This window comes from Trebonia kvetii (genome assembly GCF_007827045.1).
Classification (GTDB): Bacteria; Actinomycetota; Actinomycetes; order Streptosporangiales; family Streptosporangiaceae; genus Trebonia; species Trebonia kvetii.
Genome location: NZ_RPFW01000007.1, coordinates 36,725 through 62,820 on the forward strand (window position 1 = coordinate 36,725; position 26,096 = coordinate 62,820).

The following is a 26,096-nucleotide window of genomic DNA, read 5'->3' on the forward strand; positions in this document are numbered from 1 at the left end:
TCCGAATGAACATGGCATCACGTTACCCGCCAGTTTCCACCTTGTCGCGCAGTGCACTACGAATGCTGTCAAATGCGGCATTTACCTCAGCAGGTCCGGCACCGGGCGCCCCGCCGCCTTGTGCGATGTCGGGCTTCCCGCCACCGCCGCCGCCGAGCGCCCGCGCCGCGCCGCCGACGAGCGTGCCCGCGGACAGCCCGGATCCGCGCGCTGCCTCGTTCACCGCGATCACCACGACCGGCCGGTCCGCCGGGGTTCCGGTCAGCGCCACGACCGCCGGCTGCAGCGCCGGAACCTTGGCCCGGATGTCGAGAGCCAGCCTGCGGATGGAATCCGCGTCGGTGCCGTCGGGCACCCGGTGCGCGACGAACGCGATGCCGCCGATGTTCTCCGCCGCCGCCGCGATCTGCCCCGACGCCTCAAGCAGCTGCGCGGACTTGAGCTTGGCCAGCTCGCGCTCCGCGTCGCGGAGCCTGCCGACCACGATGGAGATCCGCTCCGGCAGCTCTTCCGGGCGTGCCTTGAGCTGGTCGCTGAGCTGGTTGACGAGCACGCTCTCCCTGGCGAGGAAGCGGAACGCGTCGATGCCCACCAGGGCCTCGATGCGGCGCACGCCGGAGCCGATCGACGCCTCGCCGAGCAGCTTGACCAGGCCGAGCTGGCCGGATCGCGCCACGTGGGTGCCGCCGCACAGCTCGCGTGAGTACTCGCCCACCTCGACGACGCGGACCTCGCTGCCGTAGCGCTCGCTGAACAGGGCGAGCGCGCCCATCGCGCGCGCCTCGTCGATCGAGGTGTGGAAGGCCCGCACCGACAGGTCGTCGATGAGGATCCGGTTCACCTCGTCCTCGACCTCGCGGAGCACGGTCAGCGGCACCGCGCCGGTCGCGGTGAAGTCGAAGCGGAGCCGCCCGGGCGCGTTCTCCGAGCCCGCCTGCGCCGCGGACTCGCCGAGCGCGCCGCGCAGCGCGCGGTGCACCAGGTGGGTCGCGGTGTGGCTGCGGGACGTCGCGCGGCGCCGCTCGACGTCGATCTCCGCCCACACGGGCGAACCGGTGGTGATCTCGCCGTGACGCACCACGCCCCGGTGCACGATCAGGCCGAGCAGCGGCGTCTGCACGTCGGTCACCTCGACCTCGGCGTTGCCGCCCGCCCCGTTCGTCTTGATCACGCCGTGGTCGGACAACTGGCCGCCGCCCTCGGCGTAGAACGGGGTGCGGTCCAGGACCACCGCGACCTCGCTGCCCGGGGCAGCCGACTGCACAGGGACGCCGTCCACGAGCAGGCCGACGATGGTCGCCTCGCCGTCCGCCGCGTCGTAACCGGTGAACGTGACCCTGCCCGCCTGCTCGAGCAGCGACGCGTAGGCGGAGATGTCGGCGTTGCCGGTCTTCTTCTCCCTGGCGTCCTTCTTCGCACGGTCCCGCTGCTCCGCCATCAGCCGCCGGAAGCCCTCCTCGTCCACGGTGAGGCCCTGCTCGGACGCCATCTCGAGGGTGAGGTCGATCGGGAAGCCGTAGGTGTCGTGGAGCTGGAACGCCTGCGCGCCGGACAGCACCGAGGCGTGCTTGCGCCTGGTCTCCTCCACCGCGACGTCGAAGATCGCGGTTCCGGTGCGCAGCGTCCCGGCGAACGCCGCCTCTTCCGCGTCGATGATCGTGTGGATGCGAGTCGCGTCCCTGCGCAGCTCGGGAAACTGGTCCGCCATCACGGCGATGGTCACCGCGGTGAGCTCGTGCATGAAGCCGGTGGACGCGGACGCGCCGCCGCCACGCTGCGCGCCGGACAGCAGGCGCAGGTTGCGGATGGAGCGGCGCAGCAGCCGGCGCAGCACGTAGCCGCCGCCCTCGTTCGATGGCTGCACTCCGTCCTGGATCAGCATGACCGCGGAGCGGACGTGGTCGGCGACGACGCGCAGCGCGATGTCGTTGCGCTGGTCCCTCCCGTACTCCTGCTCGGTGAGCTCGGCCGCCTTCTCCAGGATCTTGTAGGTGGTGTCGATCTCGTAGATGTTGTCGACGCCCTGCAAGATGGACGCCATCCGCTCCAGGCCCATGCCGGTGTCGACGTTCTTGAACGGGAGCGGTCCCTCCACGTCGAAGTCGTCCTTGGCGCGGACCTCAGACAGCATGTCCTGCATGAAGACCAGGTTCCATACCTCCAGGTACCGGTCCTCGTCCGCCTCAGGCCCGCCCTCGACGCCGTACTCGGGTCCGCGGTCGTAGTAGATCTCCGAGCACGGGCCGCCCGGTCCAGGGACGCCCATGTGCCAGTAGTTGTCCTTGAGGCCGCGGCGCTGGATCCGGGACTCGGGCACGCCGATCTGGTCCCGCCAGATCGCGTAGGACTCGTCGTCGCCGTGCAGCACGGTGGCCCACAGCTTCTCCTTGGGGAAGCCGAAGCCGCCGTCCTGCTCCGGCTTGGTGAGCAGCTCCCAGGCCCAGCGGATCGCGTCTTCCTTGAAGTAGTCGCCGAACGACCAGTTGCCGAGCATCTGGAAGAACGTCGCGTGCCTGGTGGTCTTGCCGACCTCTTCGATGTCCAGCGTGCGGACGACCTTCTGCACGTCAGCGACCCGCTTCCACGGCGGGGTCTGCTGGCCGAGCAGGTAGGGCTTGAACGGCTGCATCCCGGCGACCACGAACAGCAGCGTGGGATCGTCGGCGACGAGGCTGGCCGACGGCACGATGGCGTGTCCGCGCGCCTCGAAGTGCGCCAGGAAACGGCGGGCGATCTCTGCCGACTGCATCAGTGGTCTTCCCTCTTGTCGTGGTCGTGGTCGGAACGGTAGCTGTTGCTCGTACCGGTTGTGCGTTGGCTTCTACCGCTTGTGCGTTGGCTTCCGCTTGGGCCAAGGGTAGGCGCAGGCCTGCCCTGTTGCCGAGCGATATACATGTCCATGCCCTCGCGCACGTCGCGGGTGAAACGGAGCGTCTCGCGAGCCCAGTGGCGCTTGCGCCGGGGGCTCGCCGGCCTTCCCTGGCGGCCGGGCCGCACGCCAAGCGTCTCGGATACCTGACGGCTCAGCGCGGAGACACGCCGGTACCCCATGATGCCGCCGGCGGCACCGACGGTGAGCCAGAATCCCCTGCGGATCATGCGCGTGCCCGCGTACCCGCGTGGCCCGCGCTCGGCAGTTCGGCGCTGTTCACGACCCGGCCGGGCAGCGCGCCCTGGCGCGTCACGGTGCCACGGCGCAGTCCCACGGCGTGCCGCACCCCGTAGGCCACGGCGGCGGCCCGGCCGATGGGACCGCCGACCACCGCGCCGGCCACCGACCGCCCGATGCCGGCCAGCGCGTTCGCCTGGCCCGCGAGTTCGGTCATCGAGTCGCCAAGATCGGCAACGGCCGTGGTGGCCGCCTCGGTCCTGTCCAACTGCGCGCTTGCCCTGTCGACCGCCGCGTTCGCGCGGGCGAACAGCGCCTCCTGGCCGGTCCTCGTCTCGCGCACCAGGGTGGCGGCGTCACCGAGCACCCGGGTGAAGCGCACCGCGAGGTACACCCCGGTGCAGGCGAGGACGGCGAAGCTGACGGCGGCGATCAGTGCCGCGACGCCTGCGATGCTCATGCGATGACCACCCTCTTACTCACTTGCCCGTGACGCTTCCCCGCCCGGTCACTGCGACTGCCCCGCGACGCCGGGTTGACTCGCTTCTGCCTTCGCCTCCTGGCCGGCCTCCGGGGTCGCGGCTGCCCCCTCGTCCGGTGCGTCGCGCGGCGTTTCCCGCTGGGTCTCCTGCGATGTTTCCCGCGGTGTTTCCCGCGCCTCCTGGTCAGGATGGAGGATCTGCCGGATCAGCCGCGTGCGTTCGGAGAAACGGCTCTCCATGCCATGGGTCGACGGCTCATAGTACGCCCGGCCGTTGACGACGTCCGGTGCGTACTGCTGCGCCACGATGCCCTCGGGCAGATCATGCGGATAGACGTAGCCCTTGCCGTGGCCAAGACTCTTGGCACCAGGGTAGTGCGCGTCGCGCAGGTGCGCTGGGACCGCACCGATCAGGCCGGAGCGCACGTCGCTCTCCGCCGCGCCGATCGCGCGGATGACGGCGTTGGACTTCGGCGCCAGGGTGATGTGGATGACCGCCTGCGCCAGGTTGATCCGCGCCTCGGGCAGGCCGACGAACTCCACCGCCTGCGCGGCGGCCACGGCGGTCTGCAGCGCGGTCGGGTCCGCCATGCCGACGTCCTCGCTCGCGTGCACGATCAGCCGCCTGGCGATGAACCTCGCATCCTCACCCGCCGCGATCATCCGCGCCAGGTAGTGCAGCGCCGCGTCCACGTCGCTGCCGCGCATCGACTTGATGAACGCGCTGATCACGTCGTAGTGCTGGTCGCCGTCGCGGTCGTAGCGGACGGCCGCCCTGTCGACCGCGCGCTCCAGGGTCGCCGTGTCGATGTGGCTGGTGCCGAGCGCGGCGGCCTCCAGGTAGGTGAGCGAGCGACGCCCGTCACCGCCGGCCAGCCTGATGAGGTGCTCCAGGGCGTCGTCGTCGATCTCGACGGTGTTCTTGAGCCCGCGCTCGTCAGTCAGCGCACGCGTGACGAGCGTTCTGATGTCGTCGTCATCCAGCGGCTGCAGCGTCAGCAGCAGCGACCGCGAAAGCAGCGGCGAGACCACGGAGAACGACGGGTTCTCCGTCGTCGCGCCGATGAAGGACACCCAGCGGTTCTCCACGGCAGGCAGCAGCGCGTCCTGCTGCGTCTTGGAGAAGCGGTGCACCTCGTCGATGAACAGCACGGTCTGACGGCCGCTCATGCCGAGTTGCTGGCGCGCCGCGTCCACGGCGGCGCGCACGTCCTTGACGCCGGCGGTGACGGCGGAAAGCTCGGTGAACCGCCGCTTCGTCACCTGGCTGACGACGTAGGCGAGGGTGGTCTTGCCCGTCCCAGGCGGTCCCCACAGCACCAGGGACATCGGCGCGTCATTCTCGATGAGCTTGCGGAACGGCGTGCCCGGTGCGGTGAGGTGCCGCTGACCGATCACCTCGTCGAGCGTCCGCGGACGCATCCGCACGGCGAGCGGCGCGGCGCTCGCGGCGGCCCGCTCACCCGCCTCATCGAACAAACTGTCCACGGTTGGAGCCTACTAGCGCCGGCAACCGCGACAGGACCGCCGTTTGCGGTCATCTGGGTGGTGGCGGGGCCCCGGTAGCATCCGGATGCGACATTTGGGCGGCGTTGTCCACAGGGAACCGTGTCCTGCAAGCGTTATCCACAGGGACCGGATGGTCCTTCTTTCAGGGCGAGCGTGGCCTGGACGCTGGTGTCATGGCTCCTGAACTGGCGGGTGAGATCCGGTGGCTGCTGGAACGCCAGGATGGCGTCATCGCGGTTAGCCAGGCGGCGTCCGCCGGTATGTCCGCCAAGACGGTTCACGGTCAGGTGCGCGCCGGGCGCTGGCAGGTTATGCGTCGCGGTGTCTACGCGGCGTTCACCGGACCGCCGACCCGCCGAGCCGAGCTGTGGGGGGCGCTGCTGCGGGCCGGACCGGGTGCCGTCCTTAGCCATCAGAGTGCCGCCGAAGTATGGGGCCTCGTCAACGGGGCGGGGCCGGTTATCCATGTCACGGTGCCGCACGAGAGCAACCCGGAACGGTGTGGGAGGATCCCGGGGGTCGTCGTCCACCGGTCGCGGTCACTGGACCGTGCCCGGCATCCGTCACTCTCGCCGCCGCGCACGCGGGTCGAGGAGACGGTGCTTGACCTGATCGAGTGCGCACGGAGCTTTGACGAGGCGTACGACTGGATCTGCCGCGCCATCGGGCGCAGGCGGACCACGGCGGCGCGTCTGCGCACGGCGGTTGCCGCGCGATCGCGGACTCGCTGGCGACGGGAGGTCGAACTGGCGCTTGGTTACGCCGAGAGCGGGGCGCTCTCCGTTCTCGAGTACCGATACGTGCGTGGTGTCGAGCGTGCCCACGGGCTGCCCATGGCTTCGCGGCAGGCCCGGGTCAGGCAGGCGACGGGGAACCGTTACCTCGACAACTTGTACGTGGCTTACCGCGCCTGCGTGGAGATCGACGGAGCGGCGGCTCATCCGTCGGATGAGCAATGGCGGGATAAGGGGCGTGACCGCTGGAATGCCGTGCACGAAGGGATTGAGACCATCCGGGTTGGGGTGCTTGACCTGATCAGCAAGGAGCGTCAGTGCCGTACTGCGGCGGATGTGGCCAAGTGGCTCAGTGGTCGCGGGCCGGCGGTCGGACGTCCGTGCGGTCCGGGGTGCCCGGTCTCGTTAGTGGGTGTAGTCCGGGCCGAATATGGGCGAAAAGTACACCCGATCAATTTCGGGTGTGGCTGGTGTGGCTCGAGGGTTGCGTGGGGTGGTGCAGGTCGTCAACCGACGGACGCTGCCCAGGCGGAAAGGGAAATGTACGCCCCGAGAAATGGCCGGGGCCGGGCCAGCCTTAGCGAATTGAGGCTCCGTGAAGCGTTGGAAGATGGCTGAGTGCGTTTTCCCTGGTGTGGAGGCGCGGAGACACTCCCGCCCCCACGACCACGCGGGGATGAGAGGACGCGGTTAGCCCTGGGGAGTGGCGGGCTTGGGCGGGGCGTCTATGCCCGCTTCTTTACGCTGGGCTGGGGTGATGGGGGTGGGGGCGCCGGTTAGCGGGTCGGCGCCGCTCGCGGCCTTGGGGAAGGCGATTACGTCGCGGATGGTGTCCGCGCCCGCTAGGAGCATGACCACGCGGTCCCAGCCGAAGGCCATGCCGCCGTGCGGGGGCGGGCCGTACTTGAAGGCGTCGAGGAGGAAGCCGAACTGGGACCTCGCCTCTTCCGGTGACAGGCCGATGACGTCGAAGACCTGCTGCTGCATCAGCTGCTTGTGTATGCGGATGGAGCCGCCGCCGATCTCGTAGCCGTTGCAGACCATGTCGTAGGCGTCGGCTAGTGCGCCGCCCGGCTCGGTGGTGAACTTGTCGGCCCATTCCGGGAGCGGTGAGGTGAAGGGGTGGTGCACGGCGGTCCAGCCGCCCGCGTCGGTCTCCTCGAACATGGGGGCGTCGACCACCCAGAGGAACGACCAGGCGGTGGTGTCGATGAGGTCGCAGCGGTTGCCGATCTCGAGGCGGGCCGCGCCGAGAAGTTCCTGCGAGGCACGCGCGGCGCCGGCGGCGAAGAACACCGCGTCACCGGGCGACGCGTTGACGGCCGCAGCCAGCCCATCCCGTTCCGACTCGGAGATGTTCTTGCCGACGGGACCGGCGATGGAGCCGTCCTGCGCGATGAGGGCGTAGGCCAGGCCGCGGGCGCCGCGGGACTTGGCCCAGTCCTGCCAGGCGTCGAGCTCCCTGCGGGTCTGCGAAGCGCCGCCAGGCATGACGACGGCGCCGACGTAAGGCGCCTGGAAGACGCGGAACTCGGTGCCGGCGAAGTAGCTGGTCAGGTCGGTGAGCTCGAGGTCGAAGCGGAGGTCGGGCTTGTCCGAGCCATACTTGGCCATCGCTTCGGCGTAGGTCATCCGCGGCAGCGGAAGCGGGATCTCGTAGCCGGTGATCTCGCGCCACAGGGTGGAGACCACCGCCTCGCCGACGTCGATGACGTCCTGGCGGGTGACGAAGGACATCTCCAGGTCGATCTGGGTGAACTCCGGCTGCCTGTCCTTGCGGAAGTCCTCGTCGCGGAAGCAGCGGGCGAGCTGGTAGTAGCGCTCGAGGCCGCCGACCATGAGGAGCTGCTTGAACAGCTGCGGCGACTGCGGCAGGGCATACCAGTTGCCCGGGCGCAGCCGGACCGGCACCAGGAAGTCGCGGGCGCCTTCCGGGGTGGACCTGGTCAGGTAGGGCGTCTCCACGTTGACGAAACCGTGGTCGCGCATCACGTCGGACAGCAGGTAGGCGGCCGTGGAGCGGACGCGAAGCGCGCGTGCGGTGTCCTCGCGGCGGATGTCCAGGTAGCGGTACTTGATCCGGACGTCTTCCGAGATCTCGGTCGAGCCCTCGACGGGGAACGGCAGCGGGTCGGCCTCGGAGAGGACCTCGACCTCTTCCGCCACGACCTCGATCGCGCCGGTGGGCAGCTCGGGGTTCTCGTTGCCCGCGGGCCTGGCGCGGACGTCGCCGGTCACCTTGACGCAGAACTCGGCCCGCAGATCGTGGGACGCCGCGTCCTCACTGCGCCAGACAACCTGGACGACGCCGCTCGCGTCGCGCAGGTCGATGAAGACCACGCCGCCGTGGTCGCGCCGCCGCGCGACCCAGCCCGCTAGCACTACTCGCTCCCCCGCGTGCTCCGCACGCAGCGTGCCGGCCTCGTGGGTCCGGATCATTCCGCTTCGTCTCCCGCCAGTGTGTTGACCAGCCAGTGCACGGCTTCTGCCGCCGCCACGTCCTGCTGGTCGCCGTCTTTGAGGTCCTTAATCCGAACGGTGGCGTTGCGCCGCTCTTCGGCACCGATGAGCACCGCGAAGCGGGCGCCCGACCGGTCGGCCGCCTTCATCGCGCCCTTGAGGCCGCGGCTGGTTTGACCGCGGCTGGCGAAGGCCATGTCGGCGTGCACCCCGGCCCGCCGCAGGGCGGTGATCAGGGCGAGCACGTCGGTGTGCGCCTCGTCGCCGAGTGCCACGCCGAAGACCTGGCAGTCGGTGGCCGCCGCGGCGGTCGCCGCACCGCGCTCGGACTCGATGGCTAGAACTATACGGTCAAGGCCCACCGCGAAGCCGATGCCGGGCAGCGGCGGGCCGCCGATGTCCTCGCTGAGCCCGTCGTAGCGGCCGCCGCCGCCGATGCCGGACTGCGCGCCGAGCAGCGCGTGATCGAACTCGTAGGTGGTCCGCATGTAGTAGTCAAGGCCGCGGACCAGGCGCGGTGCGTCCGTGAAGGGGACGCCCAGGCTGGTCAGCAGCGCGCGCACCGCGTCGTGGTGCGCCTTGCAGTCGCCGCACAGGTAGTCGACGATGTACGGCGCGTTCGCCGTCTGCTCGCGCACCTCGGGTCGCTTGTCATCGAGGACGCGCAGCGGGTTGATCTCGATCCGCTGCCTGGTGTCCTCGTCCAGGTCGAGCTTGCGGAGGAACTCCTGGAGCGCGGCCCGGTAGACGGGACGGCAGTTGTTGTCGCCCAGGGTGTTCAGCAGCAGGGTGAACTGGGTGAGGCCGAGCGAGGCGTAGGCGTCGTAGGCGATGGCGATCGTCTCGGCGTCCACCGCCGGGTCCTCGGTGCCGATCGCCTCCAGGTTGAACTGGTAGAACTGCCGGTACCTGCCCGCCTGCGGGCGCTCGTAGCGGAACGCGGGGCCGGAGGTGAAGACCTTCACCGGAAGGGCGCCCTTGTGCAGGTTGTACTGCAGAACGGCGCGCAGCACCCCGGCGGTGAACTCGGGGCGCAGCGTGATCTTGTCGCCGCCGCGGGACTCGAAGGAGTACATCTCCTTGCGGACCACGTCGGATGACTCGCCGACGCCGCGGACGAACAGGCTGGTGTCCTCGAAGACCGCCGTCTCAATGCCGGCGTAGCACGCGCGGCGGGCGGATTCGTTGAACGCATCGCGTGCCTCCTGGAAGAGCGCGCTGCGCGGCGGTACGTATTCTGAGACCCCCTTCGGGGCCTGGAAGCTCATGGTGGTTACAGCCCTTTCTGGGCCGGCTGAAGTCCGGTAAGGAACGGATTGGAGCCGCGCTCGTCGCCGATCGTGGTCTGCGGGCCGTGACCGGGAAGCACGATCGTCTCGTCGGGCAGGGTCAGCGTGCGGGCAAGCGACTTCAGGATCGTCGCGTGGTCGCCGCCTGGCAGGTCGGTGCGGCCGATCGAGCCGGCGAACAGCAGGTCGCCAGTGAACAGGGCATCGAGGTCATCTTCGCCGCTACGGAAGGTGACCGAGCCCGGCGTATGGCCCGGGGTATGGCCGATGGTGATGTCCAGGCCCGCCACGGTGATCACATCGCCGTCGTGAAGCTGACGGACGTCGTCCGGCTCCGCGAACGTCATCCCGCCCATGAACTGCTGCTTGGCCAGCAGGGACAGGCCCTTGCCCGGGTCGGCGAGCAGTTCGCGGTCATCGGGGTGGATATAGGCGGGAACGCCCTTGGCACCGCAGACCGGTGCGACGGACCACATGTGATCGACGTGACCGTGTGTGAGCAGCACCGCGCTAGGCTTGAGTCGGTAGCGGTCGAGCAGTTCCTCGATCCCCCGCTCGGCATTCTGCCCCGGGTCGATGATCACACACTCCTCACCGGGCGCCGGCGCCACCAGGTAACAGTTGGCGGCGAAGGCACCCGCGGGAAAGCCAGTGACTAGCACTGTCACAGGCTACCGACTCATCAGATGGTGCAGCGAACCGATAACAGGGCTCCACCCCCCGGGCAACTGCACGAACCGATAACGACAGTTCCATTACCGGACGGCCGGCGGGTACGATGCGCGAACGATCGCGCGCGAACCCTGGTAACGCGGGCGTTGCGGGCTTAACGCGTATATAGGAGGTCGGCACCCTTGGCGGGGAGCAGAGAACGAGAGCGCAGGCGCGCACGGGAACGGTTCGAGAAGCAGCGGGAAGTGCGGCTCGCAAGACAGCGCGCCTTCCGTAAGCGGTTCGGCATCGGCCTTGCCGTTGTCTGCGTCCTTGGCCTCATCGGCGGCATTACCGCCGCGATGCTCGGCGGGAGCACGCCGGCCGCGGCGAAGAAGCCCAAGGCCACGGCGTCGGCGTCGGCGTCGGCGTCAGCATCCGCCTCGGCGACGGCCTCGGCGTCCGCCGCCGCGGTCGCTGAGCCCGCGACCCACTGCACATACACCACGAAGGGTGTCGCAGGCGCCGTCAAGAAGGTCTCGGTGCCGCCGGCATCGCCGAATTACAAGGCGGCGTATACGGCGTCGATCAATACCAACCTCGGTGCGATCAAAATAAACTTGCTTAACTCCAAGGCGACCTGCACCGTTAACTCCTTCGTGCACCTTGCGACCGCCGGCTACTTCAATGCCAGCCAGTGTCACAGGGTCACCGCGACCAGCGGGCTTTACGTGCTGCAGTGCGGCGACCCGAACGCGAAGGCCAGCGAGAAGCTGACCTGCGCGTCCGCCGCCGGAGCGCCGGGAACCGGCGGCCCCGGCTATGAATTCGCCGATGAGAACCTGCCCAAGGCGGCGACGTCGTCCGGAACCGTCACCTATGCGGCAGGAACGGTCGCGATGGCCAACAGCGGCGCCGGGACCAACGGAAGCCAGTTCTTCCTGGTGTACAAGAACACCACCCTCGGACCGGATTACACACCATTCGGGACAATCACGTCTGGGCTCGATATCCTCCAGAAAGTGGCCAATGCAGGAACAACATGCACGTATTCAGGTGCGGGCGATGGTGCGCCGAAGCAGAAAGTCATCATCAACAGCGTGACCATCAAGCAAACCTGAGCAACACGACGCCCCGGGCAGCCGTCCGGGGCGGCAGATGAACCAGGAGGTTCGCCGTGACCACCGCCAACGATCCCTGGGGTCGGGTAGACGCCGACGGGACGGTCTACGTGCGTACCGCCGATGGCGAGCGGGTGATCGGCTCGTGGGCGGCGGGGAGCCCGGAAGAGGCGCTCGCGTTTTTCCGGCGCAAGTTCGAGTCGCTCGAGACCGAAGTCGCGCTGATCGAGCAGCGCATGTCCTCGACCGAGATCGCCCCCGCCCAGGCACAGGCCACCGTGCAGCGGCTGCTGAAGTCGGTGACCGACGCCAACGCGCTCGGTGACCTCGAGGGGCTCCGCAGCCGGCTTGAGGCGCTGACCGGCAAGGTCGACGCCAGGCGCGAGGAAGTCAAGGCCCAGCGCGAGCACGCCCGCAGCGAGGCCCGTGAGGTCAAGGAGCGGATCGTCGTCGAGGCCGAGCGGATCGCCGCCGAGGCCACCCACTGGAAGGCGAGCGGCGAGCGGATGGCGGAGCTTCTCGAGGAGTGGAAGTCCGCACCGCACGCCGACCGGTCCATCGAGGCAGTGCTGTGGAAGCGGCTGTCCGCGGCCCGCAACGGGTTCACCAAGCGGCGCAAGGCCTACTTCGCCTCCCTTGAGGCCGAGCGTGAGTCCGTGCGCGCCAGCAAGGAGAAGCTGGTGCAGGAGGCCGAGGCGCTCGCCGACTCGACCGACTGGAGCGCCACGTCGGCCTCCTACCGCGAGCTCATGCGCGAGTGGAAGGAAGCCGGCCGGGCCGGCCGGGACGACGAGGCCGAGCTGTGGAAGCGGTTCAGGGACGCGCAGGACAAGTTCTTCGCCGCCCGTTCCGAGGTCTTCGCGGCCAAGGAAACCGAACTGCGGGCGCACGCGTCGGTGAAGGAGCAGCTGCTCGCCGAGGCGCAGGAACTGCTGCCGATCACCGACTGGCGGGCGGCCAGGTCGGCGCTGCGCGGCATCCAGGAGCGCTGGGAGCAGGCGGGCCCCGTGCCGCGCGAGTCCCGCGACGGCCTGGAGCAGGGGCTGCGCCGGGTCGAGGAGGCGGTCAGGCGGGCCGAGGAGGCGCAGTGGAAGCGGTCCAACCCCGAGGCGCTCGCCCGCGCCGAGGGCACGGTCAGCCAGCTCCGCTCCGCCATCGAGTCGCTCGAGACGCAGCTCGCCAAGGCCCAGGCGCGCGGGGACGCGGGCGGAATCCGCAAGGCCGAGGAGGCGCTGGCGGCGCGGCGGTCATGGCTCGCTGAGGCGGAGCGCACGCTAGCGGAGTTCTCCAGCTGAATATCGTCCCCTTATGGGATTTGAGCCGGAAGCGGCGGGCGCATTCGCGCCCGCCGCTTCCGCGTGCCAGGGGCGCGTCGGCCGTGGCCCGCGGCACGCGGCAGACCGGTCACTTTTCGAGAAGCGGCCACCGTGACGTCCTACCTAGAGTGACTGCCATGAGCGCATCAGAAGAGATCACAGCAACCCCCACCGAGGGGATCAAGACCGTGCTGCATCCGGTCACTGACGTGGCGGCGGCCAAGAAGGTGTACGCGGCGCTGCTCGGCGCGGCGCCGACGGCCGACGCGCCCTACTACGTCGGCTTCGACACCGCGGGCCAGCACATCGGGCTTGTGCCCAACGGCGCGCAGCAGGGCATGTCCGGCCCGGTGGCCTACTGGCACGTGGCGGACATCGAGGCGAAGCTCGCGGAGGTGACGGCCGCGGGCGCTACCGTGAAGGACAAGCCGCGCGATGTCGGGGGCGGCCGCCTGGTGGCCACCTTCACCGACCCCGACGGCAACGTGCTCGGGGTGCTCCAGGACCGCTGAACCGGCCGCCGGGGGTCCAGGCTCTGGGCCCCCGGGTCCGGACCTCAGCCCCGGACGCCCGATGCCTGACCCGCCGATCGAGACAGATGGAGACACGATGAGCAAGGCCGACAGGCCACAGCAGCCGCCGGCCGCACCCAGCGTGGCCGACACGCATGACCTGATCCGGGTACACGGCGCCCGTGAGAACAATCTCAAGGACATCAGCCTTGAGATACCGAAGCGCCGGCTGACGGTGTTCACCGGCGTTTCCGGGTCTGGGAAGAGCTCGCTTGTGTTCGACACGATCGCCGCCGAGTCACAGCGGCTGATCAACGAGACCTACAGCGCGTTCGTGCAGGGCTTCATGCCGACCCTTGCGCGGCCCGACGTGGACGTGCTCGACGGGCTGACCACCGCGATCATCGTCGACCAGAAGCGGATGGGCGCCGACCCGCGGTCCACCGTCGGCACCGCCACCGACGCCAACGCCATGCTGCGCATCCTGTTCAGCAGGCTCGGGCAGCCGCACATCGGCTCGCCGCAGGCGTTCTCCTTCAACGTCGCCTCGATCAGCGGTGCGGGCGCGGTCACCTTCGAGCGCGGCGGGCAGACCACCAAGGAGCGGCGCAGCTTTTCCATCACCGGCGGCATGTGCCCGCGCTGCGAGGGCCGGGGCAACGTCTCCGACATCGACCTTGCCGAACTGTTCGACGACAGCAAGTCGCTCAACGAGGGCGCGCTCACCATTCCCGGCTACACACCGGGCGGATGGGGGTACCGGCTGTACAGCGAGTCGGGGTTCTACGACCCAGACAAGCCGATCGGCAAGTTCACCAAGAAGGAACGGAACGACTTCCTGTACCACGAGCCGGTCAGGATGAAGATCGGCGGCATCAACCAGACCTACGAGGGCCTGGTGCTGCGGCTGCAGCGGTCCATCCTGTCTAAGGACCCCGACGCGCTGCAGCCGCACATCCGGGCGTTCGTGGACCGCGCGGTCACGTTCACCAGCTGCCCCGACTGCGGCGGCACCCGGCTTTCCGCGGGAGCAAGGTCCTCGAAGATCAACGGGATCAGCATCGCCGACGCGTGCGCGATGCAGATCAGCGACTTGGCCGAGTGGGTCGCCCGCCTCGACGAGCCGTCGGTGGCGCCGCTGCTCGGCTCGCTGCGGCAGGTGCTCGACTCGTTCACCGAGATCGGCCTCGGCTACCTCTCGCTCGAGCGGCCGGCCGGGACGCTGTCCGGCGGCGAGGCGCAGCGGGTCAAGATGATCCGCCAGCTCGGCTCCTCGCTCACCGACGTGACCTACGTGTTCGACGAGCCGACGGTCGGGCTGCACCCGCATGACATCCAGCGGATGAACGAGCTGCTGCTGCGGCTGCGGGACAAGGGCAACACGGTGCTCGTCGTCGAGCACAAGCCGGAGATGATCGCGATTGGCGATCACGTCGTTGACCTCGGCCCCGGCGCCGGCACGGCGGGCGGCAGCGTGTGCTTCGAGGGCACCGTCGCGGGGCTGCGGTCAAGCGGCACCGTGACCGGCAGGCACCTCGACGACCGGGCGTCACTCAAGAAGACGGTGCGTGCGCCGTCAGGCAAGCTGGAGATCCGGCACGCGACCACGCACAACCTGCAGGACGTGAGCGTCGACGTGCCGCTCGGCGTGCTGTGCGTCGTCACCGGGGTGGCCGGTTCCGGCAAGAGCTCGCTGATCCACGGGTCAGTGCCCAGGGGCGCCGGCGTCGTCTCCGTCGACCAGGGCGCCATCCGCGGCTCGCGGCGCAGCAACCCGGCGACCTACACCGGGCTGCTCGACCCCATCCGCAGCGCGTTCGCCAAGGCCAACGGGGTCAAGCCCGCGCTGTTCAGCGCCAACTCCGAGGGCGCCTGCCCGAACTGCAACGGCGCCGGTGTCATCTACACCGACCTGGCGATGATGGCGGGCGTGGCCACGGTGTGCGAGGTGTGCGAGGGCAAGCGGTTCGACGCCGCGGTGCTCGAGTACAAGCTCGGCGGCCGGGACATCAGCGAGGTGCTCGCCATGCCGGTGGCTGAGGCGCGGGACTTCTTCGGAACGGGTGCGGCGAAGAACCCGGCGGCGCACGCCATCCTTGGCCGCCTGGCGGACGTCGGGCTCGGCTACGTCAGCATCGGCCAGCCGCTCACCACGCTGTCCGGCGGCGAGCAGCAGCGGCTGAAGCTGGCCACGCACATGGGTGAGAAGGGCGCCGTCTACGTCCTCGACGAGCCGACCGCCGGGCTGCACCTCGCCGACGTCGAGCAGTTGCTCGGCCTGCTCGACCGGCTCGTCGACTCCGGCAAGTCGGTCATCGTCATCGAGCATCACCAGGCGGTCATGGCACACGCCGACTGGATCATCGACCTCGGTCCCGGCGCCGGGCACGACGGCGGGAAGGTCGTCTTCGAGGGCACCCCCGCCGACCTGATCGCCGCCAAGCCCACGCTGACCGGCGAGCACCTGGCCGCCTACGTCGGGCACTGAGGGCCGCCCCGGTGTCAGTCCTTCTCGGGGAGGCGGGCTAGGTCGGAGACTGGGCCTAGGTGGCCTAGCTTGTCGGGGTTGACGACGGAGCGGACCGTCTGGACGATGCCGTCGGCGATGTCGAGGGCGAACACGTTGATGACGCGGCCATCGGGGTCGTAGGTCACGGCGCCCGGCTGGCCGTTGACCCAGGCGAGCCGTAGCGAGATGCCGATCCCGGCGCCGCGGCGGAAGATACCGCTGATCAGCCGGGCCACGGGGAGGCCGCCGGCGAGCGGCTTGCCGATCGCCTGTGCCTTACCGCCGCCGTCGCCGTGGAACACGGCGTCCGGTGCGAGCATGACGAGCAGCGCGTCCATGTCGCCGCCCGTCGCCGCCTCGAAGAACTGGCGGGCGAGCGCCTCGCTCTCCGCCCGCCTTGCCGGGGCGGGCGCGGTTTCCCGCGCCTGCCCGCCAACGGCGATCCGCGCCCTGGCGCGGGAGAAGATCTGGCGGCAGTTCGCCTCGGACTTGCCGGTGATGCGCGCCACGGCCGGGTAGTCGTAGCCGAACACCTCGCGGAGCATGAACACCGCGCGCTCCACCGGGGACAGCGCCTCGAGCAGCACCAGGAACGCCATGGACAGCGAGTCGGCGAGTTCGGCCTGCTCGGCCGGGCCGTCGAAGGCCACCACGACCGGCTCGGGCAGCCAGTCGCCCACGTAGGTCTCCCTGCGGACCCGGGCCGAGTTGAGGTAGTTGATGCCGAGCCGGGTGACCGCGGCCGCCAGGTAGGCCTTCTGGTCGGCGATCACGGTCCCCGCCTGCCTGGCCTTCGTCATCCCAAGGTAGGCGTCCTGTACCAGGTCCTCGGCGTCACCCACCGAGCCCGTCATCCCGTAGGCGATGGAGAACAGCAATGGACGGTACTCCGACGCCACACCCGTCTCAGCCGCGGACCCAGTCACGGAACCCCTCTCGCCAGCTACCGAACTGCGGCTCCCAGCCGAGTTCCTTCTTCGCCTTCGCGTTCGACGAGCCGCGCTGCTCGGTCATGGCGGTGACCACGAAGCCACCGGCGAGCAGCCGGCCGAGCCAGGCGGGCACGTGCAGCGGCGGCTTGGCCCCCGCGACGCTCGCCAGGTACGGCAGCCACTCGGAGACCGGCGCCGGCTCGTTGTCCGCCACGTTGTAGATGCCGGGCGCGCCGCGCTCGACGGCGGCGACCGCGGCGGACGCGGCGTCCCTGGTCTCGCAGAACGACCATATCCCTGCCCCGCCGGCGATGACGGGCAGCTGGCGCTTGCGCACCAGGTCCACCATCAGCATCGAGGCGCCTGGGCCGTAGAAGCTGCCGTAACGCAGCACGATGCCCTCTGGCGCCGCTTGCGGCACTGCCGCCTCCACGTGCTTGATACCCGCCAGCGTCCGCGTGCCCGTCGGGGGCGGCGGGCCGAGCGGGTCGTCCTCGGTCTTGACCGGGCCGCCGAGGCGCTCATTCGGCCAGCCGGTGTAGCTCTGCACGATGACCCGCCTGGTGCCCGCCGCCTTGGCGGCCGCGAGCAGGTTGTCGGTGCCCTTGGTGCGCAGCTCGTTGGTGACGGTGAATTCCTTGTCGAGGTTGCGCAGGCTGCCCATGTCGGCCAGCGCGGTCATCTGGTGGATGATCACCTCGGGCGCCGTCGCCAGGACCGCCTCAATCACCGCGTCGCGGTCAAGGCCGTCGAGCACCACGGGCACGGCGCCAGCCGCACGCAGTGTCGTGGCCTTGCCAGGGGTCCTCGTGGTGGCGGTGACCTCGTGTCCCGCCGCGATAAGGCCGGGAACCAGGTGCCGCCCAACGACGCCGGTCGCTCCCGTGACGAAGACTCGCATGTCTTTTCCTTCCGCGTGATGTCCTGTCTACCTCTCAAGACAGGACAGCAGCCGCGGCTGTGACAGCGTGCTCTTGGTCAGCTGGTGACGCGGTAGACGTCGTAGACGCCGTCGATGCTGCGCACCGCGCGCAGGACGTCGCCGAGGTGCTTCGGGTCGCCCATCTCGAAGGTGAACCTGCTGAGCGCCACGCGGTCCCTGGTGGTCTGCACGGAGGCGGACAGGATGTTCACGTGCTGATCGGACAGGACCCTGGTCACGTCGGACAGCAGGCGGGTCCTGTCGAGTGCCTCTACCTGGATGGCGACGAGGAACACGCTCGCGTCGCTCACCGCCCAGTGCACCGGGACCATCCGCTCGCGCTGGGTGTCTGACAGGTGCTCCAGGTTGACGCAGTTAGCGCGGTGCACGGAGACGCCGTGGCCGTGGGTGACGAAGCCCCTGATGTCGTCGCCCGGCACCGGGGTGCAGCACTTGGACAGGCGCACCCAGACGTCGGCGACGCCCTCTACCTCGACGCCCGAGTCGGTCGCGGAACGGGTCCTGGAGACCTTGGGCGCCTTCTGGGGGATCGGGGTGACCTCGGCCAGGTCCTCCTGCACGCCCGCGGAGTCGCTGACCGCGCGGACCAGCTTCTCGACAACCGATTGCGCGCTGATCCTGCCCTCGCCGACCGCGGCGTACAGGCTCGACAGGTCGGTGTAGCGCAGGTCGCTCGCGATCTGCCGAATCGTGTCCGCGGACATCAGGCGCTGCAGCGGCAGGCCCTGCTTGCGCATGACCTTGGCGATCTGGTCCTTGCCCGCCTCGACCGCCGCCTCGCGGCGCTCCTTGGAGAACCACTGCCTGATCTTGTTGCGCGCCCGCGCGCTCTTGACGAAGTTGAGCCAGTCGCGGTTCGGGCCCGCCTCCTGCGACTTGGAGGTGAAGATCTCCACCGTGTCGCCGTTGTCCAGCGCGGACTCCAGGGCGACGAGGCGGCCGTTGACGCGGGCGCCGATCGTGCGATGGCCGACGTCGGTATGGATCGCATACGCGAAGTCAACGGGTGTCGCGCCCTGCGGCAGCGCGATCACCTCGCCGCGCGGCGTGAAGACGTAGACCTCCGCGCCCGCCAGGTCGAAGCGGAGCGAGTCGAGGAACTCGGCCGGGTCCTCGGTCTCCCGCTGCCAGTCGACGAGCTGGCGGAGCCACGCCATCTCCGCGGCGTCCTGGCTTGCCTTGACCGCTTCCTTGGACTGGGTCGCCTTGCTGCCCGCCTTACCGCTGGCCAGCGCCGGGCCGTGGGCGTGCATCTCTTCCTTGTACTTCCAGTGCGCGGCGACGCCGTACTCCGCGCGCTTGTGCATGCCGAAGGTGCGGATCTGCAGCTCGACGGGCTTGCCGCCAGGGCCGATCACCGTGGTGTGCAGCGACTGGTACATGTTGAACTTCGGCATCGCGATGTAGTCCTTGAACCGTCCGGGTACCGGATTCCATCGCGCGTGAATGGTGCCGAGCGCGGCGTAGCAGTCCCGCACCGTGTCCACGAGGACGCGGATGCCAACCAGGTCGTAGATGTCGTCGAACTCGACGTTGCGGGCGATCATCTTCTGGTAGATCGAGTAGTAGTGCTTCGGCCTGCCGGTGACCGTGCCCTTGATGCGCGCCTCGTGCAGGTCGGCGGAGAGGTTCTCGATGACCTCCTGCAGCAGCTGGTCACGTCGCGGCGAGCGCTGGCCGACCAAGCGGGCGATCTCGTCGTAGCGCTTGGGGTACAGCGTGGCGAACGCGAGGTCCTCGAGCTCCCACTTGACCGTGTTCATGCCGAGGCGGTGCGCGAGCGGCGCGTAGATCTCCAGCGTCTCGTGCGACTTGCGCTCCTGCTTGTCGCGCGGCATGTAGCGCAGGGTGCGCATGTTGTGCAGCCGGTCGGCGAGCTTGATGACAAGGACGCGGATGTCCCTGGCCATCGCGACGACCATCTTGCGAACGGTTTCTGCCTCGGCCGAGTCGCCGTACTTGACCTTGTCCAGCTTGGTGACGCCGTCGACGAGCGCGGCGACGTCCTCGCCGAACTCGCTGCGCAGCTCGGTGAGCGTGTAGTCGGTGTCCTCGACCGTGTCGTGCAGCAGGGCGGCGCAGATCGTCTCGGTGTTCATGCCGAGCTCGGCGAGAATGGTCGCGACCGCGAGGGGATGGGTGATGTACGGGTCGCCGGACTTGCGCTTCTGGTCCTTGTGCCAGTGCGCCGCGACGTCGTAGGCGCGCTCCACCGTGCGCACGTCCGCCTTGGGATGATGCGCGCGGATTGTCTTGATCAGCGGTTCGAGTACAGGGTTCACGCCGGACCCCCGCTGTGCTCCGAGTCTTGCCAGGCGGCGGCGTACGCTGGCACCTGGTGAGACGGGCTGCGCCACGGGCGCGAGCCCTTGGCGAGTCTGGCGGGACGGACGTTCCCGCGGCTGGGCCTCCCGCTCCTGCGGGCGTGCGGGCAGCTGGAGGTTCCCGGGCGTGACGGCCTGCGGCTCGGTCGCCGTCGCCCGGTCCGGATTGCTGTCGCGGCTCTCCCCATTGTGCTGAGTCCCGTTTTGCTGTGCGGGATCTGCCGCTTCCCCGATCCGGGCAGCTCCTTCGGCGCCGGCCGTGGCGGTCGTCATAACATCACCGGCCACAAGCGCTCCTCGCATCTGCCAGATCATCAGTCTACTTGGGGTTATTAACTCCCGGGTAGACACTAAAGATTCCCTGGCCAGGGTTGTGGCCGGGTTTGCGAGGGCGCCGGTTACGCCGGCTACACGGTGAGCAGGCTGCGGACCTCCAGGTCGCCGACCGCCTCGCGGCCCTTGAGGAAGGACAGCTCCATCAGCACCGCGATGCCGACCACCTGGGCGCCCGCCCGCTGGATGAGCGAGGCCGTGGCGCGGGCGGTGCCGCCGGTGGCGAGCACGTCGTCCACGATCAGCACCCGGTCACCGGCGGCGAAGGCGTCCTGGTGAACCTCGAGTACGGCGCTGCCGTACTCGAGGTCGTACTCCTGGGCGAAGGTCGCGGACGGCAGCTTGCCCTTCTTGCGCACGGGCACGAACCCGGCCCTGATCTCGTAGGCGACCGGGGCGGCGAGGATGAAGCCGCGCGCCTCGATGCCGACCACCTTGTCGACGGGCCCGAAGATGGCGGCCATGGCCTCGATCACGTCGCCGAACGCGTCGGCGTCGCCGAGCAGCGGCGTGATGTCCTTGAACAGCACGCCCGCCTGCGGATAGTCGGGGACGTCGCGGACGTGCGCCGCGATCAGTGCCTCGATGTCAGGCAACGCCCGCTACCGCCTCTTCTTCCGCGTGCCAGGCCGGCGCTGCGCGCCGCCGGTGACCCGCTGCTGCCTGGTGACGGCGCGCGGCGTGGAGTCGCTCTGCCTGCCGGCGGCGGCGGACACCGCCACATCGTCGTCCGTCTTCTGGTCCTCGGCGCTGTCCTCGGCCTCGGTGGGCTCGGCGGCTAGGTCGTCCGGCTCGCCTGGCCCGTTGACCACGCTGGCCGTCACGGGACCGCTCGCCGTGGGGGCCGGGCGCTTGGCGGCCGGGGCCGTGGCGCTCGCCGCCCCGGTGCTCGCCGACTCAGCCGGGCTCGCCGTTCCGCCCGCGCGCTGCGCCGAGCGGCCGCCGGCCACCCGGCGGGCCACCTTGGCGGCCAGGTCGCGGTACTCCGGCTGCCGCTCCTTGAGGTCGGCGAGAACCGGGGTGGCGATGAAGATCGAGGAGTACGTGCCGGACAGCATGCCGACGAACAGCACGAGCGACAGGTCCTTGAGCGTTCCCGCGCCGAGCAGGCCGGCGCCGACGAACAGGATCGACGCGACGGGCAGCAGCGCGGTCAGCGACGTGTTGATCGATCTGACCAGGGTCTGGTTGAGCGCCATGTTGGCCGCGTCGCTGTAGGTGGATTTCTGGGTGGTGAGCAGGCCCGCGGTATTCTCCCGCACCTTGTCGAACACCACCACGGTGTCGTACAGCGAATAGCCGAGGATGGTGAGCAGTCCGATGACGGACGTCGGGCTGACCGTGAAGCCGGTCAGCGCGTACACGCCGGTGGTGATCACGATGTCGTGGATCAGCGCGATGAACGCCGCGACGGCCATCCGCCACTCGAACGCGATCGACAGGTAGATCACGATCACGATGAGGAAGATGATCAGGGCCTCGACGGCCTTGGAGGTGATCTGGCCGCCCCACGTCGGCCCGACGACCTGGATCGACATGTTGCTCTGCGCGATGCCGAACGCGTGCTCGAGCGCCGCCGCCACCTTCGAGCTGGCCTGCGCGGTCAGCGTCGAGGTCTGCACCGTCCACTGGTGCAGCCCCGAGATGAACTGCACGGAGGAGTCGCCGCCGCCCGCCTTGGTCACCTGCTGGGAGATGGCGCCCTGGGTGACGTTGCCGGTCGCCGGGAAGGTGAAGCTCGACCCGCCCTTGAACTCAAGCGAGAAGTTCAGCCCGCGTACCCACAGCGCGACCGCGCTGACCAGCACGATGACGCCGGAGATGGCGTACCAGAGCCGCTGCCGGCCGACGAAGTTGATCGAGACATCGCCGCGGTACAGCCGCCCGGCGATCCCGCCGCCTGCCATCATGCCTCCCTCGAGGTCGAGGAGTTGGTGGTGGATCGTGCGGATGACGTCCGCTGCGTGCGGACCGTGCGCTTCGTTGAGGAGCGCCAGCGCGCATGGGCGCCCAGCCGCTCGGGATCGAGTCCTGACCACTTGTTGCCGCTCGAGAAGAACTTGGTCCCGGCGAGCAGCGTCACCATCGGCTTGGTGAACAGGAAGACCACAATCACGTCGATGAGCGTGGTCAGGCCGAGGGTGTAGGCGAAGCCCTGCACGTCGCTGACCGCGAAGTGGTAGAGCAGCAGCGCCGCGAGGAACGACACAGTGTCCGACACCAGGATCGTGCGCCGCGCCCGCTTCCAGCCGGCCTCCACCGCGGGGCGGAGCGTCTTGCCGTCCCGCACCTCGTCACGGAGCCGTTCGAAGTAGACGATGAACGAGTCCGCGGTGATACCGATCGCCACCACGAGTCCGGCGATCGCCGACAGCGACATGGTGAAGTTCTGGTACCTGCTGAGGATGACAACCGCCAGGTAGGCGAGCAGCGCCGCCATCAGCAGGCTGGACACCGACACCAGGCCGAGGCCGCGATAGTAGTAGAAGAGGTAGATGATCACCAGGGCCAGGCCGAGGATGGCCGCGATCAGGCCCGCGTCGAGCGAGCTGTGACCGAGCTGCGGCGAGATCGACGACACGGTCTGGGGAGTGAAGTTCAGCGGCAGCGAGCCGTACTTGAGGATGTTGGTGAGCTGGTTCGCCTCGGCCTCGGTGAAGCCGTTCGGCTGCGGGCCGCTGATGGTGAACTGGCCGGAGGTGAGCGCGCCCTCGGTCATCGGTGCGGACTGCACGTTGCCGTCGAGGACGATCGCCGTGGAGTCCAGGGCCACCGAGGTCTGGTCGCCTGCGACCGCCTTTGTGTAGTACGTGCTGTACTGGTTCGTGGTCAGCGTGCCGAACGCCTTGGCGGCCGCGCTGTTCAGCGTCAGGTTGACGACCCACTGCGTGGAATTCTGCTGCAGGCCTGGCGACACCGCGGTGAGCTGGGTGCCCTCGAAGACGGACGGGGCGAGCACGTACTTGGTGCCGTTGGCGTCACAGGAGACGATCTGGCCCGTGTTGTTGTCCCACTGGTCGCCCGACTCGGTGTAGCCGACGGTCTTCTTCCAGCTCTCGTCGACGGTGTTGGCGTTCGGGCCCGGCTTGCAGACCATCTTGTTGAACAGCTTGAGCGTGGCCGCGTTCACCTTCGACGCGTCGCCGTAGGTCAGGGTCGACGACCCGGTCGGGGTGGGGGTGGCGGTCGCCGACGCGGTGCTGCTCGTGGTCGGCGTGGCGGTGGCGCTGGCACTCGTGGTGGGCGTGGCCTTGGCCGTGCTGCTCGCCTTGGCGGTGGAGCTCGCCGTGGCGAGCGGGCTCGCGGCGACCGCCTGGCCAGAGGCCTTGGGGGTGGCGCTGGTGCTCGCGCTCGTGGTCGGCGTCGCGCTTGACGAGGCCGAGGGGCTCGCGGAGCCGCTGGCCTTGGCCGACGGAGTGGCGGACGGCGTGGTGGCGGGCCCCGTGTACGGGGCCTCAAGCAGCACCGCGCGGAATGCCAGCTTGGCGGTGGAGCTGACCAGGGCGACGGTGTCCTGCGCGGCCTTGCCTGGCACGGTCACCGTGATCAGGTCGGCGCCGGTCTGCTGAACCTGGGCGCCGGAGTTACCGGTGCCGTTCACCCGGGATTCCAGGACCGAGATGGCCTGCGTCATCGCGCCGGGCGACGGCGTGCCCTTCGCCGTCTGCGCCTTCAGCACGACCTCGGTGCCGCTTGACAGGTCGAGCCCGAGGCCCACCTTGAACTGTTTGTGCCAGTTGCCCGGGCTGAACGTTTCCTTGCCGGTGATCGAGATCAGCATGATCAGGATCAGGACGGCCAGCGCGGCCAGCGCGCGGCCCGGCCGCGAGCCGCTTCTGCTTGGGGGTGCCACTTGTCGCCTGCCTCTTAGCGTGCGTTATAGCGTGCGTTATCCGCGGAGCTAGTCGCCCGTTAGTCCTTCTTGGTGCCGGTCGCCCGCTCGTACGCCGTCTCCTCGGCGTCATCCGAGCTGGCGGCGTCCGGGTGGCCCACCGTGTCCTGCGGCTCGGCGTCCTCGTCGTGGCCGTCGTGCTCGGCGGTGAGATCCTCGGTGTCCGTCTCGTCGTCCGGCGCCACGTCTTCGTCCACCGTGTCACCCGGTGAAACCACGTCCATGACGGCGCGCTTCATGTAGCGCACCTCGACACCCGGCGCCACCTCGAGGATCACGTCGTCGCCGTCGACGTCGACGACGGTGGCGTACATGCCGGCGGTGGTCCGTACCCGGGCGCCCGGCTGCACGGAGCTCTGCTTCTGCTGTGCCTGCTGCGCCCGGCGGCGCTGCGGCCTGATCATCAGCATGTAGAAGGCCACCACGACGACCAGAATGAGGATCAGCGTCGAGGGGTTGAAACCGCCCGACTTGGCCGGTGTGGCTGCTAGTACGTCCATCCCCAGCATTGGGGCATCCTTCCAGTTGACTTTCCGCTTGCCGGCTGGCTCCGTCATGAGGATGGCGGGCACGTGCCAACCTGCGCAGTGTAGCGGCGCTATGAAAAACGCATAACCACACTACGGGGTTCCGTCTGCGATCGTTACCTTGCCGGCTCGGCGGAAGGTCCCGGCCCCCAAGAAAGCCGGGAGACGCACGCTGACATGGAAGCCCGCCCTTTCTCATAAGCCCTCGTCAGGCGGGTCCGCTTACAGGGAACGCGATCGCGGCGGGCAGCGTTCCCTCGGGCCTTCTTCGCTACCATTTGGCAACTGATTCGCCACCTCGGGTAGCGGCAGCTGTCCGAAATATTCTTTATCGGATGTTCACCGGGTGTCATGACCGGTCGAAGGCGGTCATGGTCAGTCGAAGAGGGTGCCTGGCAGGTCGAGGGACGCCGGCGGGGTGAGACCAAGGTGCTCCCAGCCCGCCCTGGTGGCGACCCGGCCGCGCGGCGTGCGGGCGAGCATGCCGTGCCTGACCAGGAACGGCTCGGCGACGACCTCGACCGTCTCCGCCTCCTCGCCGACCGCGACGGCCAGGGTGGACAGGCCGACCGGGCCGCCGCCGAAGCGCCTGATCAATGCGTCGAGCACGGCGCGGTCCAACCGGTCCAAGCCGAGCTCGTCGACCTCGTACAGCTCGAGCGCGGTCCTCGTCAGCTCCTTGGTGACCACGCCGTCGGCGCGCACCTCGGCGTAGTCGCGCACCCGGCGCAGCAGCCGGTTGGCGATTCTGGGGGTGCCGCGCGAGCGCCGTGCGAGCTCATCGACGCCGCCATCCTCGATCTTCACGCCGAGCAGGCCAGCCGAGCGGCGGACGATCACGCCGAGTTCTTCCGGCTGGTAGAGGTCCAGGTGCCCGGTGAAGCCGAATCTGTCGCGCAGCGGCGCGGGCAGCAGGCCGGCCCTGGTGGTCGCGCCGACCAGGGTGAACGGCGCGATGTCGAGCGGGATCGCGGTCGCGCCCGGCCCCTTGCCGACAATGATGTCGACGCGGAAGTCCTCCATCGCCAGGTAGAGCATCTCCTCGGCGGGGCGGGCGAGGCGGTGAATCTCGTCAATGAAGAGCACCTCGCCCTCCTGCAGCGTGGAGAGCACGGCGGCCAGGTCTCCCGCGCGCTCGATCGCCGGGCCGCTTGTCGGCCGCAGCGGCGCGCCGAGCTCGGCGGCGATGATCATCGCGATCGTGGTCTTGCCCAGGCCGGGCGGGCCGGAAAGCAGCACGTGGTCCGGCGGCCTGCCGCGCCGCAGCGCGCTGCGCAGCAGCAGGTTGAGCTGCTCGCGGACCCGGGGCTGGCCCACGAAGTCATCGAGACGCTTGGGACGCAGCGCGCCCTCGATCACCCGCTCCTCGCCGTCGGCGAGCGGCGAGACCACGCGGCCGTCCCACGGGTCATCGCGGCCTGCCGCACCGCCGCCCGCGCGGCGGGTGAGCTCGG

General features: G+C 69.3%; 19 protein-coding genes. 5 read left to right on the forward strand and 14 right to left on the reverse strand.

Features of this window, described 5'->3' with window-relative positions:
- Positions 1–22: 22 nt before the first annotated feature.
- The 3 genes from alaS to EAS64_RS32125 form a co-directional block, all read right to left on the reverse strand.
- Positions 23–2,749, reverse strand: coding sequence for an alanine--tRNA ligase (alaS, locus tag EAS64_RS32115; protein ID WP_145859202.1), 2,727 nt, complete (start codon positions 2,747–2,749; stop codon positions 23–25).
- A gap of 346 nt (positions 2,750–3,095) precedes the next feature.
- Positions 3,096–3,569 carry a DUF948 domain-containing protein gene (locus EAS64_RS32120; protein ID WP_145859203.1) on the reverse strand — a complete coding sequence of 158 codons (474 nt, stop codon included), beginning with the start codon at positions 3,567–3,569 and terminating at the stop codon, positions 3,096–3,098.
- A 48-nt stretch (positions 3,570–3,617) separates the two neighbouring features.
- Complete coding sequence (locus tag EAS64_RS32125) at positions 3,618–5,078, reverse strand: replication-associated recombination protein A (protein WP_246115958.1); 1,461 nt, start codon at positions 5,076–5,078, stop codon at positions 3,618–3,620.
- A 194-nt stretch (positions 5,079–5,272) separates the two neighbouring features.
- Between EAS64_RS32125 and EAS64_RS32130 the strand changes: the two genes are divergently transcribed.
- On the forward strand, positions 5,273–6,451 hold the full coding sequence (locus EAS64_RS32130) for a type IV toxin-antitoxin system AbiEi family antitoxin domain-containing protein (RefSeq protein WP_145859205.1): 1,179 nt from the start codon (positions 5,273–5,275) through the stop codon (positions 6,449–6,451).
- A gap of 72 nt (positions 6,452–6,523) precedes the next feature.
- Here EAS64_RS32130 and aspS read toward each other — a convergent pair whose 3' ends face one another.
- The 3 genes from aspS to EAS64_RS32145 are packed head-to-tail and all read right to left on the reverse strand — an operon-like array spanning position 6,524 to position 10,244.
- A complete protein-coding gene (gene aspS, locus EAS64_RS32135) occupies positions 6,524–8,272 on the reverse strand; it encodes an aspartate--tRNA ligase (RefSeq protein WP_145859206.1) in 1,749 nt (582 codons plus the stop codon).
- A complete protein-coding gene (gene hisS, locus EAS64_RS32140) occupies positions 8,269–9,561 on the reverse strand; it encodes a histidine--tRNA ligase (RefSeq protein WP_145859208.1) in 1,293 nt (430 codons plus the stop codon). The genes aspS and hisS overlap by 4 nt, the downstream gene beginning before the upstream one ends.
- A gap of 5 nt (positions 9,562–9,566) precedes the next feature.
- Positions 9,567–10,244 (reverse strand): MBL fold metallo-hydrolase, encoded by a 678-nt coding sequence (locus EAS64_RS32145; RefSeq protein ID WP_145859209.1) that lies wholly within the window; start codon positions 10,242–10,244, stop codon positions 9,567–9,569.
- A gap of 351 nt (positions 10,245–10,595) precedes the next feature.
- On the opposite strand from EAS64_RS32145, the gene EAS64_RS32150 reads away from it, so the two are divergent.
- The 4 genes from EAS64_RS32150 (at position 10,596) to EAS64_RS32165 (ending at position 15,670) form a co-directional block, all read left to right on the forward strand.
- Complete coding sequence (locus EAS64_RS32150; protein WP_222849775.1) at positions 10,596–11,354, forward strand: peptidylprolyl isomerase; 759 nt, start codon at positions 10,596–10,598, stop codon at positions 11,352–11,354.
- 56 nt (positions 11,355–11,410) lie between these two features.
- Entirely contained in the window at positions 11,411–12,649 is a 1,239-nt protein-coding gene (locus tag EAS64_RS32155) for a DUF349 domain-containing protein (protein WP_145859212.1), read from the forward strand.
- Between the two features lie 158 nt (positions 12,650–12,807).
- On the forward strand, positions 12,808–13,182 hold the full coding sequence (locus EAS64_RS32160) for a VOC family protein (protein WP_145859214.1): 375 nt from the start codon (positions 12,808–12,810) through the stop codon (positions 13,180–13,182).
- 97 nt (positions 13,183–13,279) lie between these two features.
- Positions 13,280–15,670, forward strand: a complete 2,391-nt coding sequence (locus EAS64_RS32165; RefSeq protein WP_145859215.1) for an ATP-binding cassette domain-containing protein — start codon at positions 13,280–13,282, stop codon at positions 15,668–15,670.
- 14 nt (positions 15,671–15,684) lie between these two features.
- Here the strand turns inward: EAS64_RS32165 and sigJ are convergent, their stop codons facing one another.
- From sigJ to ruvB, 8 genes are all read right to left on the reverse strand, one after another.
- Complete coding sequence (gene sigJ / locus EAS64_RS32170; RefSeq protein WP_246115959.1) at positions 15,685–16,617, reverse strand: RNA polymerase sigma factor SigJ; 933 nt, start codon at positions 16,615–16,617, stop codon at positions 15,685–15,687.
- Positions 16,598–17,524, reverse strand: coding sequence for an NAD-dependent epimerase/dehydratase family protein (locus EAS64_RS32175; protein ID WP_145859217.1), 927 nt, complete (start codon positions 17,522–17,524; stop codon positions 16,598–16,600). The genes sigJ and EAS64_RS32175 overlap by 20 nt, the downstream gene beginning before the upstream one ends.
- 77 nt (positions 17,525–17,601) lie before the next feature.
- Positions 17,602–19,848 carry a RelA/SpoT family protein gene (locus tag EAS64_RS32180; protein ID WP_342782094.1) on the reverse strand — a complete coding sequence of 749 codons (2,247 nt, stop codon included), beginning with the start codon at positions 19,846–19,848 and terminating at the stop codon, positions 17,602–17,604.
- A gap of 449 nt (positions 19,849–20,297) precedes the next feature.
- The gene (locus EAS64_RS32185) at positions 20,298–20,819 is read right to left on the reverse strand and encodes an adenine phosphoribosyltransferase (RefSeq protein ID WP_145859219.1); all 522 of its coding nucleotides are present in this window, start codon (positions 20,817–20,819) and stop codon (positions 20,298–20,300) included.
- Between the two features lie 6 nt (positions 20,820–20,825).
- On the reverse strand, positions 20,826–22,133 hold the full coding sequence (gene secF, locus EAS64_RS32190) for a protein translocase subunit SecF (protein WP_145859220.1): 1,308 nt from the start codon (positions 22,131–22,133) through the stop codon (positions 20,826–20,828).
- Positions 22,130–24,076, reverse strand: a complete 1,947-nt coding sequence (gene secD, locus EAS64_RS32195; protein WP_145859222.1) for a protein translocase subunit SecD — start codon at positions 24,074–24,076, stop codon at positions 22,130–22,132. Before secD ends, secF begins: the two co-directional genes overlap by 4 nt.
- Before the next feature lie 59 nt (positions 24,077–24,135).
- The gene (gene yajC, locus EAS64_RS32200) at positions 24,136–24,624 is read right to left on the reverse strand and encodes a preprotein translocase subunit YajC (RefSeq protein WP_246115960.1); all 489 of its coding nucleotides are present in this window, start codon (positions 24,622–24,624) and stop codon (positions 24,136–24,138) included.
- A 393-nt stretch (positions 24,625–25,017) separates the two neighbouring features.
- Positions 25,018–26,034 carry a Holliday junction branch migration DNA helicase RuvB gene (gene ruvB / locus EAS64_RS32205; RefSeq protein ID WP_246116000.1) on the reverse strand — a complete coding sequence of 339 codons (1,017 nt, stop codon included), beginning with the start codon at positions 26,032–26,034 and terminating at the stop codon, positions 25,018–25,020.
- Positions 26,035–26,096 lie beyond the last annotated feature (62 nt).